The organism is Paenibacillus sp. FSL P4-0184 (assembly GCF_038004625.1).
Taxonomy (GTDB): domain Bacteria; phylum Bacillota; class Bacilli; order Paenibacillales; family Paenibacillaceae; genus Paenibacillus_AQ.
Window position 1 is genome coordinate 3,733,820 of record NZ_JBBORN010000001.1, and the last position, 22,188, is coordinate 3,756,007.

17 protein-coding genes are annotated in these 22,188 nt (G+C 46.0%); all 17 read left to right on the forward strand.

Going from position 1 to position 22,188, the window contains the following annotated elements:
* Positions 1 to 31: 31 nt before the first annotated feature.
* The 17 genes from MKY52_RS16285 (at position 32) to spoIIGA (ending at position 22,167) form a co-directional block, all read left to right on the forward strand.
* Positions 32 to 1,303: an adenosylhomocysteinase gene (locus MKY52_RS16285; RefSeq protein WP_341053434.1), complete on the forward strand. Its 1,272-nt coding sequence runs from the start codon at positions 32 to 34 to the stop codon at positions 1,301 to 1,303.
* Between the two features lie 365 nt (positions 1,304 to 1,668).
* A complete protein-coding gene (gene mraZ / locus MKY52_RS16290; protein WP_036683674.1) occupies positions 1,669 to 2,106 on the forward strand; it encodes a division/cell wall cluster transcriptional repressor MraZ in 438 nt (145 codons plus the stop codon).
* A 36-nt stretch (positions 2,107 to 2,142) separates the two neighbouring features.
* Positions 2,143 to 3,096 (forward strand): 16S rRNA (cytosine(1402)-N(4))-methyltransferase RsmH, encoded by a 954-nt coding sequence (gene rsmH, locus MKY52_RS16295; RefSeq protein WP_042190866.1) that lies wholly within the window; start codon positions 2,143 to 2,145, stop codon positions 3,094 to 3,096.
* A gap of 23 nt (positions 3,097 to 3,119) precedes the next feature.
* On the forward strand, positions 3,120 to 3,512 hold the full coding sequence (locus tag MKY52_RS16300) for a septum formation initiator family protein (protein WP_076284765.1): 393 nt from the start codon (positions 3,120 to 3,122) through the stop codon (positions 3,510 to 3,512).
* A gap of 45 nt (positions 3,513 to 3,557) precedes the next feature.
* Positions 3,558 to 5,789, forward strand: coding sequence for a penicillin-binding transpeptidase domain-containing protein (locus tag MKY52_RS16305; protein WP_341052300.1), 2,232 nt, complete (start codon positions 3,558 to 3,560; stop codon positions 5,787 to 5,789).
* An 80-nt stretch (positions 5,790 to 5,869) separates the two neighbouring features.
* Positions 5,870 to 7,795 (forward strand): stage V sporulation protein D, encoded by a 1,926-nt coding sequence (locus MKY52_RS16310; RefSeq protein ID WP_341052301.1) that lies wholly within the window; start codon positions 5,870 to 5,872, stop codon positions 7,793 to 7,795.
* Positions 7,796 to 7,850: 55 nt separating this feature from the next.
* Complete coding sequence (locus MKY52_RS16315; protein WP_339243128.1) at positions 7,851 to 9,338, forward strand: UDP-N-acetylmuramoyl-L-alanyl-D-glutamate--2,6-diaminopimelate ligase; 1,488 nt, start codon at positions 7,851 to 7,853, stop codon at positions 9,336 to 9,338.
* Positions 9,338 to 10,741: a UDP-N-acetylmuramoyl-tripeptide--D-alanyl-D-alanine ligase gene (locus MKY52_RS16320; protein WP_341053435.1), complete on the forward strand. Its 1,404-nt coding sequence runs from the start codon at positions 9,338 to 9,340 to the stop codon at positions 10,739 to 10,741. The genes MKY52_RS16315 and MKY52_RS16320 overlap by 1 nt, the downstream gene beginning before the upstream one ends.
* Before the next feature lie 21 nt (positions 10,742 to 10,762).
* Positions 10,763 to 11,728 (forward strand): phospho-N-acetylmuramoyl-pentapeptide-transferase, encoded by a 966-nt coding sequence (mraY, locus tag MKY52_RS16325; protein WP_042190854.1) that lies wholly within the window; start codon positions 10,763 to 10,765, stop codon positions 11,726 to 11,728.
* A gap of 3 nt (positions 11,729 to 11,731) precedes the next feature.
* Positions 11,732 to 13,153: a UDP-N-acetylmuramoyl-L-alanine--D-glutamate ligase gene (murD, locus tag MKY52_RS16330; protein WP_149647593.1), complete on the forward strand. Its 1,422-nt coding sequence runs from the start codon at positions 11,732 to 11,734 to the stop codon at positions 13,151 to 13,153.
* A gap of 54 nt (positions 13,154 to 13,207) precedes the next feature.
* Positions 13,208 to 14,305, forward strand: coding sequence for a stage V sporulation protein E (spoVE, locus tag MKY52_RS16335; protein WP_042130238.1), 1,098 nt, complete (start codon positions 13,208 to 13,210; stop codon positions 14,303 to 14,305).
* Positions 14,306 to 14,310: 5 nt separating this feature from the next.
* A complete protein-coding gene (gene murG, locus MKY52_RS16340; protein ID WP_042190850.1) occupies positions 14,311 to 15,423 on the forward strand; it encodes an undecaprenyldiphospho-muramoylpentapeptide beta-N-acetylglucosaminyltransferase in 1,113 nt (370 codons plus the stop codon).
* Positions 15,424 to 15,731: 308 nt separating this feature from the next.
* Positions 15,732 to 17,015 carry a UDP-N-acetylglucosamine 1-carboxyvinyltransferase gene (gene murA, locus MKY52_RS16345; protein WP_042190848.1) on the forward strand — a complete coding sequence of 428 codons (1,284 nt, stop codon included), beginning with the start codon at positions 15,732 to 15,734 and terminating at the stop codon, positions 17,013 to 17,015.
* 63 nt (positions 17,016 to 17,078) lie between these two features.
* Positions 17,079 to 17,849 (forward strand): cell division protein FtsQ/DivIB, encoded by a 771-nt coding sequence (locus MKY52_RS16350; RefSeq protein ID WP_042190846.1) that lies wholly within the window; start codon positions 17,079 to 17,081, stop codon positions 17,847 to 17,849.
* Positions 17,850 to 18,193: 344 nt separating this feature from the next.
* Positions 18,194 to 19,456, forward strand: coding sequence for a cell division protein FtsA (ftsA, locus tag MKY52_RS16355; protein WP_042190844.1), 1,263 nt, complete (start codon positions 18,194 to 18,196; stop codon positions 19,454 to 19,456).
* A gap of 61 nt (positions 19,457 to 19,517) precedes the next feature.
* Positions 19,518 to 20,639 (forward strand): cell division protein FtsZ, encoded by a 1,122-nt coding sequence (gene ftsZ, locus MKY52_RS16360; RefSeq protein ID WP_042130228.1) that lies wholly within the window; start codon positions 19,518 to 19,520, stop codon positions 20,637 to 20,639.
* Between the two features lie 580 nt (positions 20,640 to 21,219).
* The gene (spoIIGA, locus tag MKY52_RS16365; protein WP_042194361.1) at positions 21,220 to 22,167 is read left to right on the forward strand and encodes a sigma-E processing peptidase SpoIIGA; all 948 of its coding nucleotides are present in this window, start codon (positions 21,220 to 21,222) and stop codon (positions 22,165 to 22,167) included.
* Positions 22,168 to 22,188 lie beyond the last annotated feature (21 nt).

Genomic DNA, 22,188 nt, shown 5'->3' on the forward strand with positions numbered 1-22,188 from the left:
AGTAACGCTCACAAAACTTTTAGGAGGTTTCATTATGAGTTCATCAAAACAAAATAGTATCGTGACTGATATGTCACTCGCACCCGAAGGTCATTTGAAAATCGACTGGGTTCGTCAACATATGCCGGTATTGAACCGTATCCGTGAGCAGTTCGAAGCTGAGCAGCCATTCAAAGGACTAAAAGTATCTATTACGCTTCATTTGGAAGCTAAAACCGCTTATCTGGCGAAGGTAGTCAAAGCAGGCGGTGCAGAAGTAACCATTACTGGATCGAATCCACTGTCTACACAGGATGATGTATGTGCGGCGCTTGTAGAGGACGGAATTACCGTATTTGCTAAATACAACCCGTCACCTGAAGAGTTCAAAGCTCTTAATATCAAGGCGCTGGAAAGCAAACCGGATTTGATTATTGATGATGGTGGGGATTTTGCTACATTGCTACATTCGGAGCGTCCTGATCTAATGGAGAATATTCGTGGGGGTGCTGAAGAAACAACAACCGGCATCATTCGTCTAAAAGCTCTTCAAAAGCAAGGTGTGTTGAAGTTCCCAATGGTCGCAGTAAATGATGCTTATTGCAAATATTTGTTTGATAACCGCTATGGCACAGGCCAATCCGCATGGGATGGAATTATTCGAACAACCAACCTGATCGTTGCGGGCAAAACCGTAGTTGTTGTAGGATACGGCTGGTGCGGTAAGGGTGTTGCTATGCGTGCCAAAGGTTTGGGCGCAAAAGTGGTTGTCACAGAAGTGGATGCTATTAAAGCCGTTGAAGCACATATGGACGGTTTCGAAGTTATGCCTATGCTGGAAGCTGCTAAGGTTGGTGATTTCTTCGTTACAGTAACTGGTAATCGTTATGTCATTCGCGGTGAACATTATGATGTGATGAAGGATGGAGCAATCATGTGCAATGCAGGCCATTTCGACGTTGAAGTGAATAAGCCTGAATTGTCTGAAAGATCCGTATCTCAGCGTACTGTTCGCAAAAATATCGAAGAGTACCAGCTTCGCGACGGACGTAAACTATATCTGCTTGCAGAAGGCAGACTTGTAAATCTGGGTGCTGCGGATGGACACCCTGCCGAAATTATGGATACGACCTTTGCGCTACAAGCGCTGTCGTTGAAATATGTAAATGATAATTATAAGAGCATTGGCGTAAAAGTTGAGAATGTTCCTTATGAGCTGGATGAGCAGGTAGCACGCTACAAGCTGCAAAGTCTGGGAATTAACATTGATAGTCTGACTCCAGCACAAGTGGATTATTTGGACAGCTGGAATCTGAACGATTAATTACGGAACGCACAACAATAAAGTATATTAACCAAGTGTACCTTGAACTGAAGCAACTTTTGTAAAATATAAGAGAGTATAAGTTTTACGCTATACATTATCCTTATATTTCTCGCTTAAACGCTTCGGCGTCCTTATAAGGACACCGAAGACGTTTATGTTTGAAAAGCCATGCAGCGGACAAGATTCCGATTGTATGGCTTTTTTTCTGTGGCGAATTGTTTTTTGGGCAACTATCCATTTGATTTAGCAAAAAATTCCTTTCACCAGAAAAAGGTTTTTGATTTTTAATGGCGAATCTATTATGCTTAAGTGGTGAAAAGTGGGGTAAAGTGGGGATTCGGGGATTAGGGGTGGGAAAAAGGATGTTCATGGGAGAGTATCAACACAGCATTGACGACAAAGGCCGAATTATTATTCCGGCTAAACTCCGTGAATTGCTTGGAACCTCCTTTGTGACGACCCGTGGTCTAGACTCCTGTTTATTTGTTTATCCCATGGAAGAATGGGCAATCATGGAACAAAAGCTAAAAAGCCTTTCACTGATGAAATCAGATGCCCGTGCATTCAGTCGCTTTTTTTTCTCAGGCGCAACAGAATGTGTATGGGATAAGCAGGGAAGGGTAAATCTGCCGGCCAATTTAAGGCAGTATGCCAAACTGGACAAAGACTGTGTTATTCTGGGCGTTTCGAACCGGGTGGAAATCTGGAACAAAGAGCTATGGGAGCAGTACTTCGAACAGTCCGAGGAATCGTTCAACGAAATTGCCGAAAAATTGGTGGATTTCAATTTTGATCTATAAAACACAATATCGAATACTGTCCTGGAGGGATGCAGCTTGTTTCACCACATCACGGTGCTTAAAGAAGAAGCGACAGAAGGGCTGCACATCAAAAAAGACGGAATCTATGTAGATTGCACTCTAGGTGGAGCAGGCCACAGCGCACTAATTGCTTCCAAACTTAGCGGCGAAGGCCGATTAATCTGTTTGGATCAAGATGATTGGGCTCTGGAGAACGCAAAAGAAAGACTAGCTGAATACGGAGACAAGGTTGTACTCATTAAGACCAATTTCCGTGATCTGGAGAGTGTACTTAAGGATGTGCCCTTTGTACCACAAAAAGATGGCATTCCCCAAGTGGATGGAGTCCTCTTTGATCTTGGCGTATCCTCTCCCCAGTTTGATGAGGGAGAACGCGGATTTAGTTACAATCATGATGCTCCGCTGGACATGCGGATGGATCAGACAGCGCTATTAACGGCTGCTGATATTGTGAATACGTGGTCTGAGCAGGAGATTGCCCGTGTGCTTTTCCAATATGGAGAAGAGAAGTTCTCGCGGAGAATCGCTAAGAAAATTGTAGACAGAAGAGAAGAAAGTCCTGTGGAGACCACAGGAGAATTAGCTGAGCTTATCAAGGAAGGTATTCCGGCGGCTGCACGAAGAACGGGAGGACACCCCGCTAAACGTAGCTTCCAAGGTTTACGGATTGCTGTAAACGACGAGTTGGGTGCTTTTGAAGAAGGATTACATAGCGCAGTACGTTGCCTTGCACCAGAAGGTAGAGTATCCGTTATCACTTTTCATTCACTCGAGGACCGAATTTGCAAGCAAATACTAAGCAGCTATTTAAGCAGATGTACATGCCCGCCTGACTTTCCGTTTTGTGTATGTGGCGCGAAAGGCACGCTTAAGTTAATCAACCGCAAACCGCTTGTGCCTTCTGAAGAAGAGCTTGAGCTTAATACTCGAGCCCGTTCAGCTAAGCTGCGCATTGCAGAAAAATTGTAATTGACGATAAAGGAGAGTCAGAGATGGCCTATACCCGCGGCAATTTAGCAGTTCAGCCCAAAAGAAAAGAAGAGGTAAACCCCCTTTACCGCGAGAAGACAAAAGTAGTTACCAAACGAAGAGTACTTCCGCTGCAAGAGAAACTTTTGTATATGCTGACGCTAGGAGTATGCGTTTTGGTGGCTATTACCCTGATTTCACGTTACGTTCATATTTATGATTTGAACTTGCAGGCCCAGAAATTAGATAAGGATATAGCGACTGCTAAGAAGCAAATTTCCACGTTTGAGATGGAGAAGCAGAACTTGGAGCAGAAAGTTGCCCAAAAGGCAAAGGATCTTGGATACGTAGCACCGGATGAAAATGCTACAATCTTTATTCCGGCGAATCCGATATCGACAGAAGGCGATAATTAGTGAGCGATTGGCAAGATCGCAATAAAAAAATTGTGAGGTTCGCTTATGGTAAAGAGAATAAAACTTCGCACGCTGTTTATAGGAGGGTGTATTACCCTCTTTTTTCTTGTTTTGATAGCTAGAGTGTTCTGGATTCAAGTTATGGAGGGCTCAGAATGGCAAGAAAAGGCTGCTACACTTTGGGCGCACACTTCGACTATCAAAGCAGAGCGAGGAACGATTTCTGACCGTAATGGGAGTGTGCTCGCAAGTGATGTCCCTGCTTATACTGTGGTTGTAAACCCGGCAGTCATTGCTGAAAAGGGAATTGGTGATGAGGTCGTCAAGGGATTGCATGAGCTACTCGGCAAGCCAGAAGATGAGCTGCGGAAACTGGTTGAAGCGAAAGACGAGAACGGTAAATACCTCAAGAATCGTGAGGTTCGTAACGAAGGCTGGAAGATCGATCAGGAACTTGCGGATAAGGTGAAAGAATTTTATGTAGCCCTAGGTAAAGAGCATAAAATTCAAGAGACTGGGATTGGTCTTGTTAGAGAGCAGAAACGATATTACCCTAAGGGTTCGCTTGCTGCGCATATATTAGGCTATACAGATCGAGATGGCAAGGCAATTATGGGTCTGGAAAAATCCCTAGATGAACAGCTTAAGGGAGCCGATGGCAAGCTGCTTTATCAAAGTGACGGTCAAGGGGTTAAGCTGCCGGATTCAAAAGATACCTATAAACCTGTAGTAAATGGAAGTAATTTCAAGCTTACAATCGACAGTACAATCCAGCAATATATACAAGCGGCCATGGAAAAGGCATATGCGCAATATAAGCCCAAAAGTATGAGTGTCATTGCTGCTGATCCGAATACGATGGAGATTTTGGGGATGGCGAATATGCCTACCTTTGATCCTAATAAATATATGGATACGGGTGCTGATGCAGCGGGTTTCTACAATCATGCTATCAAATCAACTTATGAGCCCGGTTCGACCTTCAAAATTGTAACACTTGCTGCAGCTGTAGAAGAGAAGCTTTTTGATCCCGTAGCTACATTTCTGTCAGGATCTATCAGAATTAAGGGATACAGTAAGGCATTACATGATATTAATCGTGCCGGCTGGGGGCAAATCAGTTTCCTGGAAGGTGTGAAGCGGTCTAGTAACGTTCTTTTTGTAAAACTTTATGAAATGCTCGGACAAGATAGACTTTTACAGTATATTGATGATTTTGGCTTTAATGGGAAGACAGGAATCGATTTGCCAGGGGAAGCCAGTGGGGTCGTTAACCCTAACCTTGGACGTCCTATCGAAATTGCTACACTTGCATATGGGCATGGTAAAGTGCTAGTTACCCCGCTTCAACAATTGGTTGCTGTATCTGCTATCGCCAATGGTGGGAAACTGATGACTCCATATGTGGTAAAAGAGGTTACGGACCCAAACACCGGTGACACTAAGGTTACTCAGCCTAGTGTAGTGCGTCAGGTGATTGATGAGGCAAGCGCCAAGAAAACCGGTGAATACTTGGAGCAGGTAGTTGCCGACCAAGTCAAAGGTACAGGACGCAACGCTCACATAGAAGGTTACCGTGTCGCAGGTAAGACAGGAACGGCTATCAAGGTTGAAGGTAAGGACTACGTGAAGTCCAAAGTACTGGTCTCCTTTATTGGTTATGCGCCTGTGAATGATCCAAAGATCGCTGTTATTGTTATTATTGATGAACCGAACGTTGAGGTTGGCGGCGGTAAAGCTGCAGCTCCTGTATTTAAAGAAATCGTATCTCAGTCTCTGCAATACATGGGAGTTCCAAAGTTAGCGACTGAAACTAGCGATAAGGATAGTAAAAAAACAGTTGAATCTGAAGCGCCTGTGCTCCGGACCACACCTGATCTGATGGGCAAAACGATGAAGGAAGCAAGAGAGACGCTTCTGGATCAAGGATTTGATTTTGAAGTTGTCGGTGAAGAAGCTTCTGTGGAGACCCAATATCCAGAGGCTGGAACGAAGCTTGCTCAAGGTCAGCGTATATACCTATTAAGCAAGCAAGGGGACAAGCCTACCATTCCAAAATTACAAGGAGAGTCGCTGCGTGATGCGCTTGAGATTCTAACACTTCTAAAAGTGGAGATTGCGGTAGAAGGCGAAGGATATGTCTCGGAACAGATTGAAGGAACAAAGAACGGCAAAACATTGGTTACTTTGAAGCTGAAACCATTAAATGATAAGAGTGAAGATGATCCTGCAACTTCGACTGCTGATGAGGGTACGGAATCGGAGAGTGGGCCATAGGCTTGTTCTAACCCCTGTTTGTCCCGAATAGTCATGAAGATAAGAGCTCATGTCTATAGGTGAAAGCGGGGGAGAACGGAATGAAGGTTTCGAAGGTCGTAACACGGCGGAGAATGTTGTGGACGCTGCTGGGACTGGCAGTGTTATTCGGTTCGCTGGTCGTGCGTCTTGGCTTTGTGCAATTATCTCAAGGCGAGAAATTAAGTGACAAGGTAGAAGATTCCTTGCGCCGCAATATTCCTTTTACAGCCAAGCGTGGTGAAATTTTGGATCGTGAAGGTATACCGCTGGCCTATAATATCAGTACGCCTACGGTTTATGCGGTGCCTGTGCAGGTGAAGGAGAAGCAAAAGACAGCGCAGCAATTGGCGCCTCTGCTTGGGATGACCGAGGAGAAGCTGATGAGCTTGCTGACTAAAAAATCAATGTCGGTGAAACTACAGCCCGGCGGCCGCAAAATTACGATGGAACTTGCCGCGAGCATCCGTGATTTGCAGTTGCCGGGCATCGTTGTCGCTGAGGATAGCAAAAGATATTATCCGTACGGCGATCTTGCCGCGCATATACTAGGCTTTACAGGTATTGATAACCAAGGGATTACCGGGGTCGAGAACATATACGATAATTTACTTAAAGGAATAGCAGGCAATATTTCGTATTTGTCTGACGCAGGTGGAAGACTCATGCCTGGATCATCGGAGAAGTATTCTGCCCCTCAGGATGGACTTAATCTGCAATTGACGATTGATAAACAGATTCAATCCATTATGGAACGTGAGCTGGATCAAGCTATGGTAAAATATCAGGCGCAGGGTGCTTGGGCTATAGCGATGAATCCGAAGAATGGTGAAATTCTGGCCATGGCTAGTAGACCGGGTTATGAACCGGATTTATATAAGGAATATGATCCGCAGATCTATAATCGGAATTTACCCATTTGGATGACTTACGAGCCTGGTTCGACGTTCAAAATCATCACACTTGCTGCAGCACTGCAAGAAGGTAAGGTAGACCTGCAAAATGATCATTTCTATGATCCTGGGTTTATCGAAGTGGCGGGTGCCAAGCTGCGCTGTTGGAAAAAAGGCGGCCATGGCAGCCAGACCTTCCTTCAGGTAGTTGAGAACTCCTGTAACCCTGGTTTTGTTGCTCTTGGGCAACGGCTGGGCAAAGAAACCCTCTTCAAATATATTCGTGATTTTGGTTTCGGCAGCAAAACAGGAATTGATCTAAACGGAGAATCAAATGGGATTCTGTTCAAGCTTAGTCAAGTAGGTCCGGTGGAGCTTTCGACTACGGCCTTCGGCCAAGGGGTCTCGGTTACACCTATCCAGCAGATTGCTGCGGTATCCGCGGCTATCAATGGTGGCAATCTCTATAAACCACATGTAACAAAATCATGGGTTAATCCTGAAACGGGAGAGACTGTATCAGAGGTGAAGCCTGAGCTTGTGCGGCAGGTCATTTCGGAGGAGACATCCAAGAAGGTGCGGGCAGCACTTGAGAGCGTGGTTGCCAAAGGCACGGGACGGCCGGCTTTTATCGACGGCTATCGTGTAGGTGGCAAGACGGGTACTGCACAGAAGGTTGTAAATGGACGTTATTCTCCGACAGAGCATATTGTTTCTTTTATTGGTTTTGCGCCGGCAGATGATCCACAGATCGTTGTCTACACTGCAGTGGATAATCCGAAAGGGATTCAATTTGGGGGTGTAGTTGCAGCTCCAATCGTGCAAAATATTTTGGAAGACTCACTGCACTATATGAAGGTTCCTGAACGCAGTGATCAGCTTCCAAAAACTTATAAGTATGGTGAAACTCCGATTGTGACCGTGCCTGACCTTACAGGTGCAACCGTACAAGATATCTATGAGGATTTAAATATGAATTTTAATCTGGCGCGTTCAGGCTCTGGCAATACGGTCATCAATCAGGCTCCGAAAGCTGGGGCAAGAGTAGAACAGGGCTCAACCATCAGGATTTATATGGGAGCTTCTAGTGAATAATGATAAAGGTATAAGGGTTCAGTTTGTATCCGAAAATGTAGAGTGAGGGATTACTATGAAAGTTAATGAATTATCTGCTTGTCTTGCTACTTCGCGTCTATATGGGGACGGGGAGGTGGAGATTACTGATCTTCAGACGGATTCCCGCCGTGTAAGTCCGGGTGATCTGTTTATCTGTTTACCGGGTCACACCGTAGACGGACATAAATTTGCGCCGCAAGCCGTAGCCTCTGGAGCATCTGCTATCGTATGTGAGCATAAGCTAGAGCTTGATATCCCACAGATCGTTGTGGATGACTGCCGTTTTGCGATGTCTGTCATGTCGAATGCGTTCTTTGGCTCACCTAGCAGCCGAATGAGAATGATCGGGGTTACGGGTACAAATGGGAAGACAACAACGACTTATCTTATTGAGCGAATTATGCAAGACCAGAATATGAAGACGGGTCTGATTGGGACCATTCAAATGCGCTATGACGGCAAAAGTTACCCTATGTCAGGGACCACTCCAGAATCGCTAGATCTGCAGCGCTCGCTTCATGATATGGCCTCCAAAGGTGTGGAATGTTGCGTAATGGAAGTCTCCTCCCATGCGCTTCAGCAAGGACGTGTGAAGGGTGCGGACTTCCGTACAGCAATATTTACGAACTTAACCCAGGATCATCTGGATTATCATCATACAATGGAGGAGTATCGGGCGGTTAAAGGTCTATTCTTCTCTAGACTAGGAAATGTGATCTCACCTTGGAAAGAAGAACGCAAATATGCGGTGCTTAATGCTGATGATGAGGCGAGCCACTATTTTGCAACCCAAACTGCAGCGGAAGTGATTACATATGGCATTGATAACAACGCTAATGTCCGAGCTTCGCAAATCTCGATCACTGCAAAAGGAACTTTTTTCCATGTAGATACGTTTAAGGGTGAGACGGACATTTCGCTTCGTATGGTTGGTAAGTTCAATGTCTATAATGCACTTGCGGCGATTACGGCAGCGTTGTTGGAAGATGTGTCACTGTCAGATATCAAGACTAGTCTTGAGGCGATTGATGGGGTAGCTGGACGGGTGGAGTCAGTAGATGAGGGGCAAGAATATGCCGTTATCGTTGACTATGCACATACACCAGACGGGCTGGAAAATGTATTAAGAACGGTCTGCGAATTTGCTACAGGTAAAGTGCTTACTGTGTTTGGCTGCGGAGGAGACAGAGACCGCACGAAACGTCCTTTAATGGGTAAGATAGCTGCAAAATATAGCGACATGATATTCGTAACCTCTGACAACCCTCGGACGGAGGACCCTGGGCTAATTCTGAAGGATATAGAAGCAGGACTAGTAGAGGATGGAGTCACCTCTGACCGGTATCATATGATTGTTGATCGCCGAGAAGCAATTGGGAAGGCTATTGAAATGGCAAGCTCTGGCGATGTAGTATTGATTGCGGGGAAAGGTCATGAGACCTATCAACTGATTGGCGGAGTGGTTCACGATTTCGATGACCGCATCGTCGCGAAAGAAGTTATAAGGGGTCGAAGCTATTGATTACAAGAACACTGGGACAAATTGCTGTGATGTGCGCAGGGGAACTTCCTGCTGCCGAAGCTATGAATATACCACTTACGGGCGTCGTTACTGACTCCCGTAAGATAACTACAGGTTGCCTGTTTGTTCCTCTAACGGGAGACAAATTTGACGGTCATCATTATGCAGCTACAGCTATTGCTGCTGGTGCTGCAGGGACCTTATGGCAGCGTGATAAAGGTCCTGCGCCTGAGGGTGGCGGAGTCATAATTGTTGAAGATACGCTAGAGGCGCTTCAGAAGCTGTCCGCTGCGTATTTAAATGAGGTCGCTCCGAAGGTTGTCGCTGTTACGGGCAGTAATGGCAAAACAACGACAAAAGATATCATTATGGCCTTGCTCGAAATGCAGTACAAGGTGCACAAGACAGAGGGAAACTTCAATAATCATATTGGTCTTCCGCTCACGATTCTATCCATGGCTGAGGATACAGAGATTGCAGTGCTTGAAATGGGTATGAGCTCGCGGGGAGAAATTGCTCTGCTGGCTTCTTTGGCTGCACCAGATGTTGCAGTCATTACTAATATAGGTGAGTCACATCTGCTGCAACTGGGATCCCGCAAAGAAATCGCCCGTGCCAAGCTGGAAATAGTCGAAGGGCTAGTGCCAGGTGGACTGCTAATTTATAACGGTGATGAACCGCTGCTGACTGAGGTAATGCAAGAGTCCACTTTTGAGGCTCCGGAGGGGATGGTGTCCTTTCGTTTCGGTCTGAACGGAGATAATGATGATTATCCGACTGGGATGATGTCCCATAGTGGTGGTATGACGTTTACGTCAAGCCTTCATAAGGAACATGCTTTTACATTACCGCTGCCAGGCCAGCATAACGTTGTTAACGCGTTGGCTGCACTAGCGGTTGCTCGCCATTTTGGAATTACAGAACAAAATGTAGAGAATGGGTTAAGTAATCTTAAGTTGACGGGCATGCGGATTGAAGTGATTCGGACTTCTTCCGGGCTTACACTTTTGAATGATGCTTATAATGCCAGTCCGACTTCTATGAAGGCGGCCATTGATGTGCTTCAAACTATGAAATGCAGTGGCAAAAAAATCGCAGTACTGGGGGACATGCTGGAACTTGGGCCGGATGAAATACAGTTTCATAAAGAAATTGGCTACTACCTAGACCCCGCAGTGACTGATTTTGTATATACCTATGGTCCATTGTCAGTCCATATTTCAGAAGCTGCAAAGGAAAGATTCGGAAACGAGCGTGTGCTGGCTTTTACGGATAAGTCAGAATTAACAGCCGTCCTTATCGAGAAAAGCAGCTCCAAGGATATTGTACTATTCAAAGGATCTAGAGGGATGAGGCTTGAGGAAGTGCTTCAGAGCCTTAATAAAGAGATTAAAGAGACCTAAAAAAATGGAGGGGGTGCACCCATGGATTATCAACTATTGTTATTGACTATTGCTGTTTCCTTTATCCTTGCGGTCATTGCCGCTCCGCTCTTCATTCCGCTACTGCGCAGGATGAAATTCGGACAGCAGGTGCGAGATGACGGACCGCAATCCCATTTAAAGAAAGCGGGAACGCCGACGATGGGCGGTATCGTAATCATCGTGGCTTTTACATTGGCTTATCTGAAATTTTCCGTGGTGAATAACGATTTCTACGTACTACTAGTGGCTACGCTTGGTTTTGGACTGATCGGATTTTTGGATGATTATATCAAAATCGTATTCAAGCGTTCTTTGGGCCTTACGGCGCGTCAAAAATTGTTCGGGCAGCTGTTGGTAGGTGCTGTGATGTGCGGTCTGCTGATTTCTGCAGGACATAGCACAAGTATCAGCGTTCCGGGTACTGATTTCAGCTTTGACTGGGGCGGCTTTTTCTACTATCCATTCATTATTATTATGATGATGGCAGTAACGAATGCTGTTAACTTTACCGATGGAGTAGATGGTTTGCTGTCTGGAGTAAGTGCTATTGCTTTGGCAGCTTATGCTGTTGTAGCGATGCAGGCTACGTCAATTGCAGCTGGCGTGTGTGCAGCGGCAATGATCGGGGCCGTTCTTGGATTTCTGGTTTTTAATGCCCATCCGGCTAAGGTGTTCATGGGAGATACCGGTTCATTTGGTATTGGCGGCGCGATAGGTGCGATTGCTATTGTCACAAAGAGCGAACTGCTGTTTTTAATTATTGGCGGTGTGTTTGTGGTGGAAATGTTATCTGTCGTGATACAGGTGGTTTCTTTCAAAACCCGTGGCAAACGTGTATTCAGAATGAGCCCGATTCACCATCATTTTGAACTTGGTGGCTGGTCGGAATGGCGTGTGGTAATTTCGTTCTGGGCGGTAAGCTTGATATTAGCCGCTGTTGGACTATTTATTAGCAAGGGGTTGTAGCGAATGAAACATCCAGATATGTATCGTGGTGAAGAAGTTGTGGTTCTTGGGCTCGCAAAAAGCGGTGTCCAGGTTGCTAAAGTGCTGCATGATCGAGGCGCTGTAGTTACGGTGAACGATAAAAAGGAAAGAGATCAAAGTCCCGAAGCTTCCGAATTGGAATCTTTGGGAATTTGTGTTATAAGCGGTGGGCATCCGGATGGACTGATTCATGAAGGTGTAAGTCTGGTCATTAAGAATCCAGGCATTCCTTATTCTGCGCCTCCTGTGCAAAAGGCTCTTGAGCTTGGCATTGAAGTAGTTACAGAGGTAGAGGTTGCTTACCGTCTTTGTGCAGCGCCGATGATTGGCATCACGGGATCCAATGGCAAGACGACCACGACGACCTGGGTAGGTCAAATGCTGGACGCTGCAGGTATGAATCCGATTGTTGCAGGTAACATTGGCACGCCTCTCTGTGAGGCTGCGCAAGAAGCTACAGAGGATAACTGGATGGTGGTCGAACTCAGCAGCTTCCAGCTCAAAGGTACGGAGACTTTCCGCCCCAAAATAGGTTGTTTGTTGAATATTGCGGAGACCCACCTGGATTATCATGGGAGCATGAAGGATTATGTCGATTCCAAAGCAAAGCTGTTCGCCAATCAAGTAGATACGGATACGGCTGTGCTGAACTGGGACGATCCTTTTTGCCGGGAACTTGTGCCGTATATGAAAGCTACTATTCTTCCGTTCTCTATGTCCGAGGAGCTCACTCATGGTGTGTTTGTTAGCCCATCCTATATTACGGGTCAAGATGACGATCTGAAGCGCCGCATCATCTATCGCGAATCTGCAGACCAAGAAACAATCATTGCTGATGTAGATTCCATTAGCATTCCGGGACGTTTCAATGTGGGAAATGCACTGGCTGCATGTGGAATTGCCATTGCTGCTGGAGCTGACCCCTCTTTATTGGGTGAAGTGCTTGCTTCATTTCGCGGTGTAGAGCACCGGCTGGAGTATGTGGCTGATAAGGCTGGAGCCACTTATTATAATAACTCCAAAGCAACGAACTCCAAAGCGACGATTATGGCATTAACGTCCTTTGAGCGCCCTGTAGTGCTGATCGCTGGTGGATTAGACCGTGGTTCCGATTATTTGGAGCTGCTGCCTGTCCTGAGCGGTCGTGTTAAAGCGCTAGTGGCGTTAGGAGAAACTAAGGACAAGCTAACGAATGTAGCGCAGCTGGCAGGATTAAAGCAGATTATCTCCGTCGATAATGGGGAGAGTGCCGCTGCCGTGCTTGAGCAAGCTGTGCAGGAAGCTTCCGCTCTGGCGGAAGAAGGAGATATCGTTCTTTTGTCTCCTGCCTGTGCAAGTTGGGATATGTTTACATCCTATGAAGAGCGCGGGCGTATTTTTAAAGAGGCGGTGCATAACCTTTAAGTAGGGGGGTGGATAAGCCCCATCCCTACTACGGATGCAAGAGGTGTGCTCCTGATGAACAAAACTCGTCATGCTCCCGATATTTGGTTGCTGATTCCTATTCTATCTTTGCTGGTGATCGGCATGGTGATGGTATACAGCGCCGGGTCCGTTCTGGGCTTCCGCAATTATGGAGATTCGTTTTACTTTGTAAAAAGACAGCTTTTGTTTGCAGGACTAGGACTAGTCGCAATGTTCGTTACGGCGAATACCGATTACAGGGTGCTGAAAAAGCTGGCTAAGCCGGCACTTCTGATCTGCTTTTTCTTACTTGTTATTGTGCTTATCCCTGGTATTGGTGTAGTACGCGGGGGAGCGCGCAGCTGGCTAGGAATTAGCTCCTTCGGGATCCAGCCTTCCGAATTCATGAAGATGGGGATGATTCTATTCTTAGCCAATTGGCTAGGAAAAGAGGAATACGACATCACTTCCTTCACACGCGGCTTGCTCCCACCACTTGCGCTCATTGGGTCAGCCTTCGCGCTGATCATGCTCCAGCCGGATTTGGGTACAGGTACCGTCATGTTTGGTGCAGCCTTGATGATGGTCTTCACAGCAGGGGCTAGAATGAAGCATTTACTTTCACTTGGAGTAGCTGGTGCGGCAGGGTTTGTTGCTTTGATTGCAGCAGCGCCTTACCGGTTGCAGCGGATTACCGCTTTTCTTGATCCTTGGTCCGACCCCCTTGGTGCAGGCTACCAGATCATTCAGTCGTTATATGCGATTGGTCCTGGTGGGCTCGGTGGCCTTGGATTAGGAATGAGTCGGCAGAAGTACAGCTATGTACCTGAGCCACAAACAGATTTTATTTTTTCTATATTGGCTGAGGAGCTGGGGTTTATCGGTGGTTTGGCTGTGTTGATCCTATTTCTTATTCTAATCTGGCGCGGGATGAAGGTGGCGATGAGTCTACCTGACCGTTTTGGAAGCTATCTGGCCGTTGGCATCGTCTGTATGGTGGCTGTACAAGTCATTATTAATATTGGTGTTGTTATTGGTCTAATGCCTGTAACGGGCATCACGCTTCCTCTGATTAGCTATGGCGGATCTTCACTTACACTGATGCTAACATCCCTTGGCATTCTATTGAACTTATCCCGTTTTGCGAGGTGAAAGAGATGCGTATCGTATTAAGCGGCGGAGGCACGGGTGGACATATCTATCCTGCGGTCGCTGTTGCTAGGCAAATGGAGTTGGAAGATAGCAAATCTACCTTCCTGTATATTGGTGGAACGCGTGGCTTAGAGAGCAAGCTTGTTCCTCAAGAGAATATCCCTTTCAAATCTATTGACATCACTGGTTTTCGGCGCAAGCTATCCATAGACAATGTCAAGACCGTGATGCGTTTCTTGAAGGGTGTTAAGGCGTCCAAAGAAATGTTAAGAGAATTCAAACCAGATGTTGTGATTGGAACAGGCGGTTATGTGTGTGGTCCAGTCGTTTATGCTGCATCCCGGTTGGGCATCCCTACTTTGATCCATGAACAAAATGCCATACCAGGTCTAACCAATCGCTTTCTGAGTCGGTATGCGAGTACAGTTGCCGTAAGCTTTGAAGGAACAGAGTCCTCTTTTCCGGGCAGCAAAAATGTGATCTATACTGGCAATCCACGTGCCACAACAGTTACTACAGCAAGTCCGCAACGTGGATTCGCATCGCTGGGGATTTCGGATGGCAGTACTGTTGTTTTGGTGGTTGGTGGCAGTCAGGGAGCTAAGGCTATTAATAGAGCCATGATTGAAATGGCCCCTAAAGTGGGTAAGGGTAATGGTGTTCATTATGTGTATGTTACAGGTGAACCTTATTTCGAAGAGACTCGGGCGGAATTGCGTCAAAAGCTGGGTAGCATACCAAACTGGTTGCATGTCCTTCCTTACGTTCATAATATGCCAGAGGTGTTGGCTTGTACCTCCTTGATCGTTAATCGAGCGGGAGCCTCTTTTCTCGCTGAGATTACAGCGCTGGGTATTCCCTCTGTACTCATTCCATCTCCTAATGTGACGAATAACCATCAGGAGGCGAATGCAAGACAGTTGGAACGTGAAGGTGCTGCTGTGGTGCTGCTTGAGAAAGATTTAAACGGCACGGCACTATATGAGGCGGTTCAAAAAATCATCGGAACTGAAGCCGTGCGTGAGCAGATGTCCGTGGCCTCCAAACGACTCGGCAAAAGAGATTCTGCAGCAGTAATCACAAGCGAGCTCCGAAGACTTGCGGGTAAGAAGTCTTAAGATATCATCGTTTTCCATACGGGTTTTCCTTATTGGCAGCTCTCTGTCACACACTTGGAGGAACGAACATAGGATAATCCTATAATCGTGACAATCACCCAGGACACTTCCAAACCTGAGATGTAGTGCAGGATATTCTTGAAATATAAGAAAGTATAAGTTTCACGTTATACATTATCCTTATATTTCTCGCTTAAACGCTTATCGTCCTTCTAAAGGACGCCGAAGACGTTTATACTTGTACATTTCATATGAGCTTGTAACGGAAGTGTTTGTGGTGGGTGAGCGGTAATCTCGGAGGTGATACATTGGACAAATTGGTGATTGAGGGTGGAAGTCCCCTGTCAGGCACCATTCGTATCCATGGAGCAAAAAATGCGGCGCTGCCGATTCTAGCGGCAAGCCTGCTGGCCGAAGGAGTTCACTCACTGCATAATGTGCCGAAGCTGCTGGACATCGAGACTATGCTAGACATCCTAGATCGGCTGGGCTGCAGGTGCGTGCATCAAGAGGATACGGTGACGATAGATACGTCTGCCGTCGGGACATCTCATATCCCTGAGGATTTAATGCGGCAGATGAGATCTTCCATTTTTCTAATGGGACCGCTGTTATCCAGATTTGGAGAGGTAACGATCTATCAGCCTGGGGGCTGTGCGATCGGAGAGCGTAAAATCGATCTTCATCTACAGGGACTTAAGGCGTTAGGGGCGGAGATCGAGGAGAGCAACGGAAGAATATTCTGTCGGGGTTCTAAGCTTATAGGGAGTGATATTCATCTCGACTATCCAAGTGTAGGAGCAACGGAGAATATTATGATGGCTGCCGCAAAGGCAGAGGGAACAACAACAATATCGGGGGCAGCGAGAGAGCCGGAGATACAGGACCTACAGCAGTTTCTAAATAGCATGGGTGCTCAGATTATCGGTGCAGGTACGGACACCATTACAATTCAAGGGGTGAAAAACCTATATCCCTGTACGTATGAGGTGATACCTGATCGGATTGTGGCTGGAACCGTAATGATTGCTGCGGCAGCTACACGAGGGAATGTGACTTTGACACATGCCAATGCGGGGCATCTGACTTCGCTTATTCATGTGCTCAAGCGGGCTGGTGTTCAAATCACAGTGTGCAATGATATAATTAATATCAGTTGTATGGGGCGTCCACGTGCTGTTGAGAGAATTGTGACTTCTCCTTATCCTTCTTTCCCAACCGATCTGCAATCTCAGGTCATGGTGCTGTTGTCTCTCGCTGATGGTTTCAGTGTAATCAAGGAGACGGTGTTTGAGGGACGATTCAAGCATGTTGAAGAAATGGCGCGGATGGGCGCTGATATTTCTATTGATTTGAATCGTGCGTTTATTCGCGGCGTTCAGAGATTGTATGGTGCTACTGTGGAAGCTACTGACTTGCGTGCGGGTGCGGCTCTGGTTATTGCTGGGCTTGCTGCACAAGGGACTACAGTCGTTGAGCAAGCACACCATATTGACCGCGGGTATGATGGAATAGAGAAGCTGTTTCAGAAGCTTGGCGCGCGCATAAGCCGCAAGGTACCCGTACCGGATCCACTTGATTTGGCCAATTAAAGCTCCCTGTCTCCTTCAGTTCTACCAAGGAAGGAGACAGGGCCTTATTACGGAGATATGAGAATGACAACAACCCGATTACCTCTTCTTAAAGAGGACAAGCCTAAGAAAAAAATGAGCCGTAAGATTACGGCGATCCTGCTGCTACTGTTCACTGCGCTTCTTGCTGTGATTTTTTTCAGATCGTCTATTAGTCACATTACAGTGATAGATTTTCAGGGAAGCAAGTATTCTACTAGTGAGGAATTACTCTCGCAAAGTGGAATTCATATAGGTGGACAATTCTTTGCCGTTTCTACGAAGTCTGTGGAACAATCTCTGCTGGAGCTTAAGACGGTTAAGGCTGTGGCCGTAAAGAAGGATTTCCCCGGGGTAATCACAGTGAAGATTGAAGAATTCCCTGCGGTGGCCTATGAACTGGAACAGGGCGGCATCTTGAAGGCGATTCTGTCGAGTGGAGCAGCGGTGACTGTTAATGAGACTGGTATTGCTGTAGAGAAACCTATATTAACCAACTGGGATCCAGCTGATCCTAATAAGGCTATCCTATGCCAAACGCTTGGAAGCATTTCTAATGAATTGACAAGTGATATCTCTGAGATTGTTCCCTCGCCAACCTTGTCATTTCCGGATCGTATCAAGCTCTATACTAGATCCCGTTTCGAGGTGATCACTTCCATCTCTTTATTGAAGAGCAAAGTGTCATACTTGAATCAGGTAATAGAGACAAAGGAGCCTGGACTTATCACGATGCTTGAAGCCGACTCGTATGTTCCTTTTCAGGTCGAAAGTGAGGAGCAAAAGGGCGATGAGCAAAAAGATGTGCAAGAGTAGAGTAGAGGTAAATAGTCCCTACTAATAGAGTTCAAAAAATGCTACAATCGGATTTACGGGCAAGAAGCTATATCCCTCTTTTTTCTTCGATTTTTTTGAAATATAATCTTATATATGGTTAGTAATAACCGAATAGGTATATATTTCTTGTGATAATTATCATTCTTATAAAAAATTATGAGTAACTAATCACATTTAGGGATGTTGGAATATTATTCCGTTCAAAAAATTTGTAGAAAAAAGAGGGAAAGGGTTAGGTATGTTGAATATGTACAGAGAAGTTTCCCGGGACCGGGATAAGATTATGCAAATTATTTCGATTATAACAGGAGGTGCCATAGGACTTGAGCAACAATGACATCATTGTTAGTTTGGACATCGGTACATCCAAAGTTCGGGCAATAATTGGGGAAGTTACCAATGGAACCTTTAATATTATTGGCGTTGGATCTGCTGATTCGGAAGGAATACGTAAAGGCGCGATTGTAGATATCGACCAAACTGTGCAATCGATCAAAAGTGCTATAGATCATGCAGAGCAAATGGTGGGTATTCAAATATCAGAAGTTTATGTAGGCATTTCCGGTAATCATATTGGCCTGCAATCCAGCCACGGTGTCGTGGCCGTTCAGAATGAGGATCGTGAAATCGGTGAGGATGATATCGATCGCGTTATTAAAGCTGCGGAAGTCATCGCTATGCCTCCGGAGCGAGAAGTGATTGATGTTGTTCCTAAACAATTTATTGTCGATGGTCTCGAAGGTATTCAGGACCCGCGCGGGATGATTGGTGTTCGTCTAGAAGTGGACGCAACCATCATTACGGGTGCTAAGACGCCAATACATAATCTACTACGATGTGTTGAGAAATCAGGGCTGAAAGTGAAGGATCTTGTGCTGATGTCTCTTGGTGCTGGTGGATTGGCGCTGTCCAAAGACGAGAAATCGATGGGATCTGTTCTGGTTGATATCGGGGCCGGGTCGACAACGATAGCCATATACGAAGAAAGTTCCCTTTGTGCAACCTCTACGATTCCGATCGGCGGAGAATTTGTAACTAATGACATTGCATACGGACTACGTACACTTACTGATCAAGCGGAGAAAGTAAAGCTAAAGTATGGTTGCGCATGGATTGACGATGCAGCCTCTGACGTTGTCTTCAAGGTGCTGCGCATTGGCAGTAATGTAGAGAAGGAATTTAACCAAGAGGATTTAGCGGCAATTATCGAACCACGGGTGCAAGAAATCTTCCATTTGATTAAACAGGAAGTGAAACGGCTTGGTTACAGTGAACTACCTGGAGGTTATATATTAACGGGTGGAACTGTTTCGATGCCTGGCGTATTAAAGGCGGCTCAGACTGAACTGGCTGCATCTGTACGCATCGCTGTACCGGATTATATCGGTGTACGGGACCCTGGGTTTACCGGAGGTGTTGGTATCCTGCATAATGTTGTCCGTAGCTTCCGTGGAAGAAGCAGTGGTGGAAGCAGCAACAAAAAGACGGTCAACCGGAGTAAGCAGAACGCCACTCCAAATCAGGAAACGGTTCAGAAGACCGGGTTTGTCGAGCGTCTAAAGAACATGTTCAGCGAGTTTATATAAGTGTAAGTCCAGATATACTTGGACCGGCCATCCAAGCACATTGAGGGGGAGATGGAACAATATGTTAGAATTTGATTTTGAAATGGAGAGCTTGGCGCAAATAAAAGTCATCGGCGTAGGCGGCGGAGGTAGTAATGCTGTCAACCGGATGATTGAAAATGGCGTTCAGGGTGTAGAATTTATTACGGTTAATACAGACGCCCAAGCGTTGCATATGGCCAAATCGGAGCACAAGCTGCAAATCGGGGACAAGCTGACCCGCGGGTTGGGTGCAGGAGCTAATCCTGAAGTCGGTAAGAAAGCAGCGGAAGAATCCCGTGACTTGATCTCTAATACCCTTAAGGGCGCAGATATGGTGTTTGTTACTGCAGGGATGGGTGGCGGTACAGGAACAGGTGCAGCACCAGTTATAGCTGAGATTGCTAGAGAGTGTGGAGCCTTGACTGTGGGGGTAGTTACTCGCCCGTTCACTTTTGAAGGAAGAAAACGTTATAACCAGGCAATGCTTGGAATCGAAGCTTTGAAAGAAAAGGTCGACACGCTAATCGTCATTCCAAATGACCGTTTGCTTGAGATCGTTGATAAGAAAACACCGATGTTGGAAGCTTTCCGTGAAGCAGATAATGTTCTCCGGCAGGCTGTTCAAGGTATCTCTGACCTAATTAAGGTTCCTGGTCTGATTAACCTTGACTTTGCGGATGTAAAGACGATCATGACAGAGCGCGGTTCAGCGCTTATGGGTATTGGTATTGCAAATGGTGAGAACCGTGCGTCTGAAGCAGCACGTAAAGCCATCATGAGCCCACTCTTGGAAACGTCTATTGAAGGCGCCCGCGGCGTAATCATGAACATTACGGGAGGATCCAACCTCTCTCTCTATGAAGTTAATGAAGCGGCTGAGATCGTTACATCCGCCTCTGATCCTGAAGTGAATATGATCTTTGGTGCGATTATTGATGAAGGCCTGAAGGATGATATCAAAGTAACAGTAATTGCTACTGGCTTTGAACATAAACCATCGCCTGAAACTCCAGGACGTCGTCCGGTCTCGACGAATAACGAGCCTGCGGCAGCACCGGATAAGAGTTCAGCTAATTTACGTCCTTTCGGCAATCAGAGTTCTTCTGACCAGCTCGATATTCCGACGTTCCTGCGTAATCGTACTCGGGGCAATAATGACTAATTAAATAGAATCAAGATTATACGAGAACACCGTATCGCTTAGCTGATTAGCTATAGCGGTACGGTGTTTTTTTTGCGTAAATGTAATAAGGATCAAGCAAGACTATGAACGGCACTGTGTAGCTCAGCGGCAACCATTAACCATCAGATAATCCTGCAAAAATACAGTATTTAATAATAAGTAGATGGTTGAAGTGATGATTCCTGCGAATCTGCAGTAATTCCTGCGCCAAATAAAGATTTCTAGCCAAAAGTGAGGATAATCCTGTATATTTGCAGTTTTTGGACTTCATAAAGCGGAGTTTTGCACAAAAAGTTGTATATTTGCAGGATTCCTCTATTCCATTAAATGATCCAGCGAATGATGGAGCGAATGACGCAGTGAATAAAAGATATAAGAAATTCCATAAAGAAGGAATAAATCCCCACGCGCTATAACTCGACAAAAAAACCGTAAGAATGCCCCCCAAGTTTAGACAGACTTTGAATGCGAGACTTTCTATACTAATCATATCGTCCAAAAACAGAGCCTGATCCAATTTGGCTAGAGGATAGATTCCGCCATTAAGCAGGTGAATGCACTGGTTGTTTATATTGACTTGATATTCGCCGCCAATCTAGTGATCGACGGAATTCTTTTGTGGCTGACAGGCTGGATGGTTAAGCTGAGAATCTCATGGTGGCGTTTAATCCTCTCAGCTCTCGTTGGCGCACTGTATGTAGTGATGATGTTTGTACCGGAGCTGTCTTTCATGTATACCTTCCTTATCAAGTTTGGATTGTCGGTGGTTATGTTATGGATTGCCTTTGGTTTTGGGAGTCTGCAAAGCTACCTTCGCACTATGGGAGCTTTCTATATTATCAATTTTGCAGCCGCAGGTGGAATTGTTGGTATTCACTATTTGCTGCAGAGCTCCAGCGACATTTGGAATGGTATTATGTTCACTGCTTCAGGAGGGCATGCCTACGGCTTAAAGATCGGCTTTTGGTTTGTCATTGCAGTATTCCCCCTGGTGTTAATCTGCTTCAAGGCAGTGCATTCTTCACGAATCAGAAGGGAGCAGCTTGAAACCTATATCGGTGAGGTGGTTGTTGAAATTGATGGTGTAAGTGTTTCCTGTCCTGGCCTGCTAGACACAGGTAATCGTCTCTGTGATCCTTTGACCCGCATACCGGTGATGGTGATGGAATCGACGCTCTGGGAGGGGCATCTGCCTGCTGCATGGAAAGGGAGACTCACTCAGGATGGTGCGGACAGACTTTTGCTAGAAACGGACGGGCAGTCGTTTGCTTGGCAGGATAGGATGCGACTAGTACCTTACAGGGGGATTAACCGAGGGGCATCATTTATGCTCGCACTGAAGCCAGACCTTGTGACGATAAAGCTCGGTGAAGATATCTTTTATAGTAAAAGAGTCTTAATTGGGCTGGATGGCGGGACACTCTCAGGAGATGGAGCCTATCGGGCGGTCATACATCCGGATTTAACTCAAAAAGAGAGCGCCACTGATGCAGCACTACCTTCCTAATCTTTAAAGCTAGCTGAACCA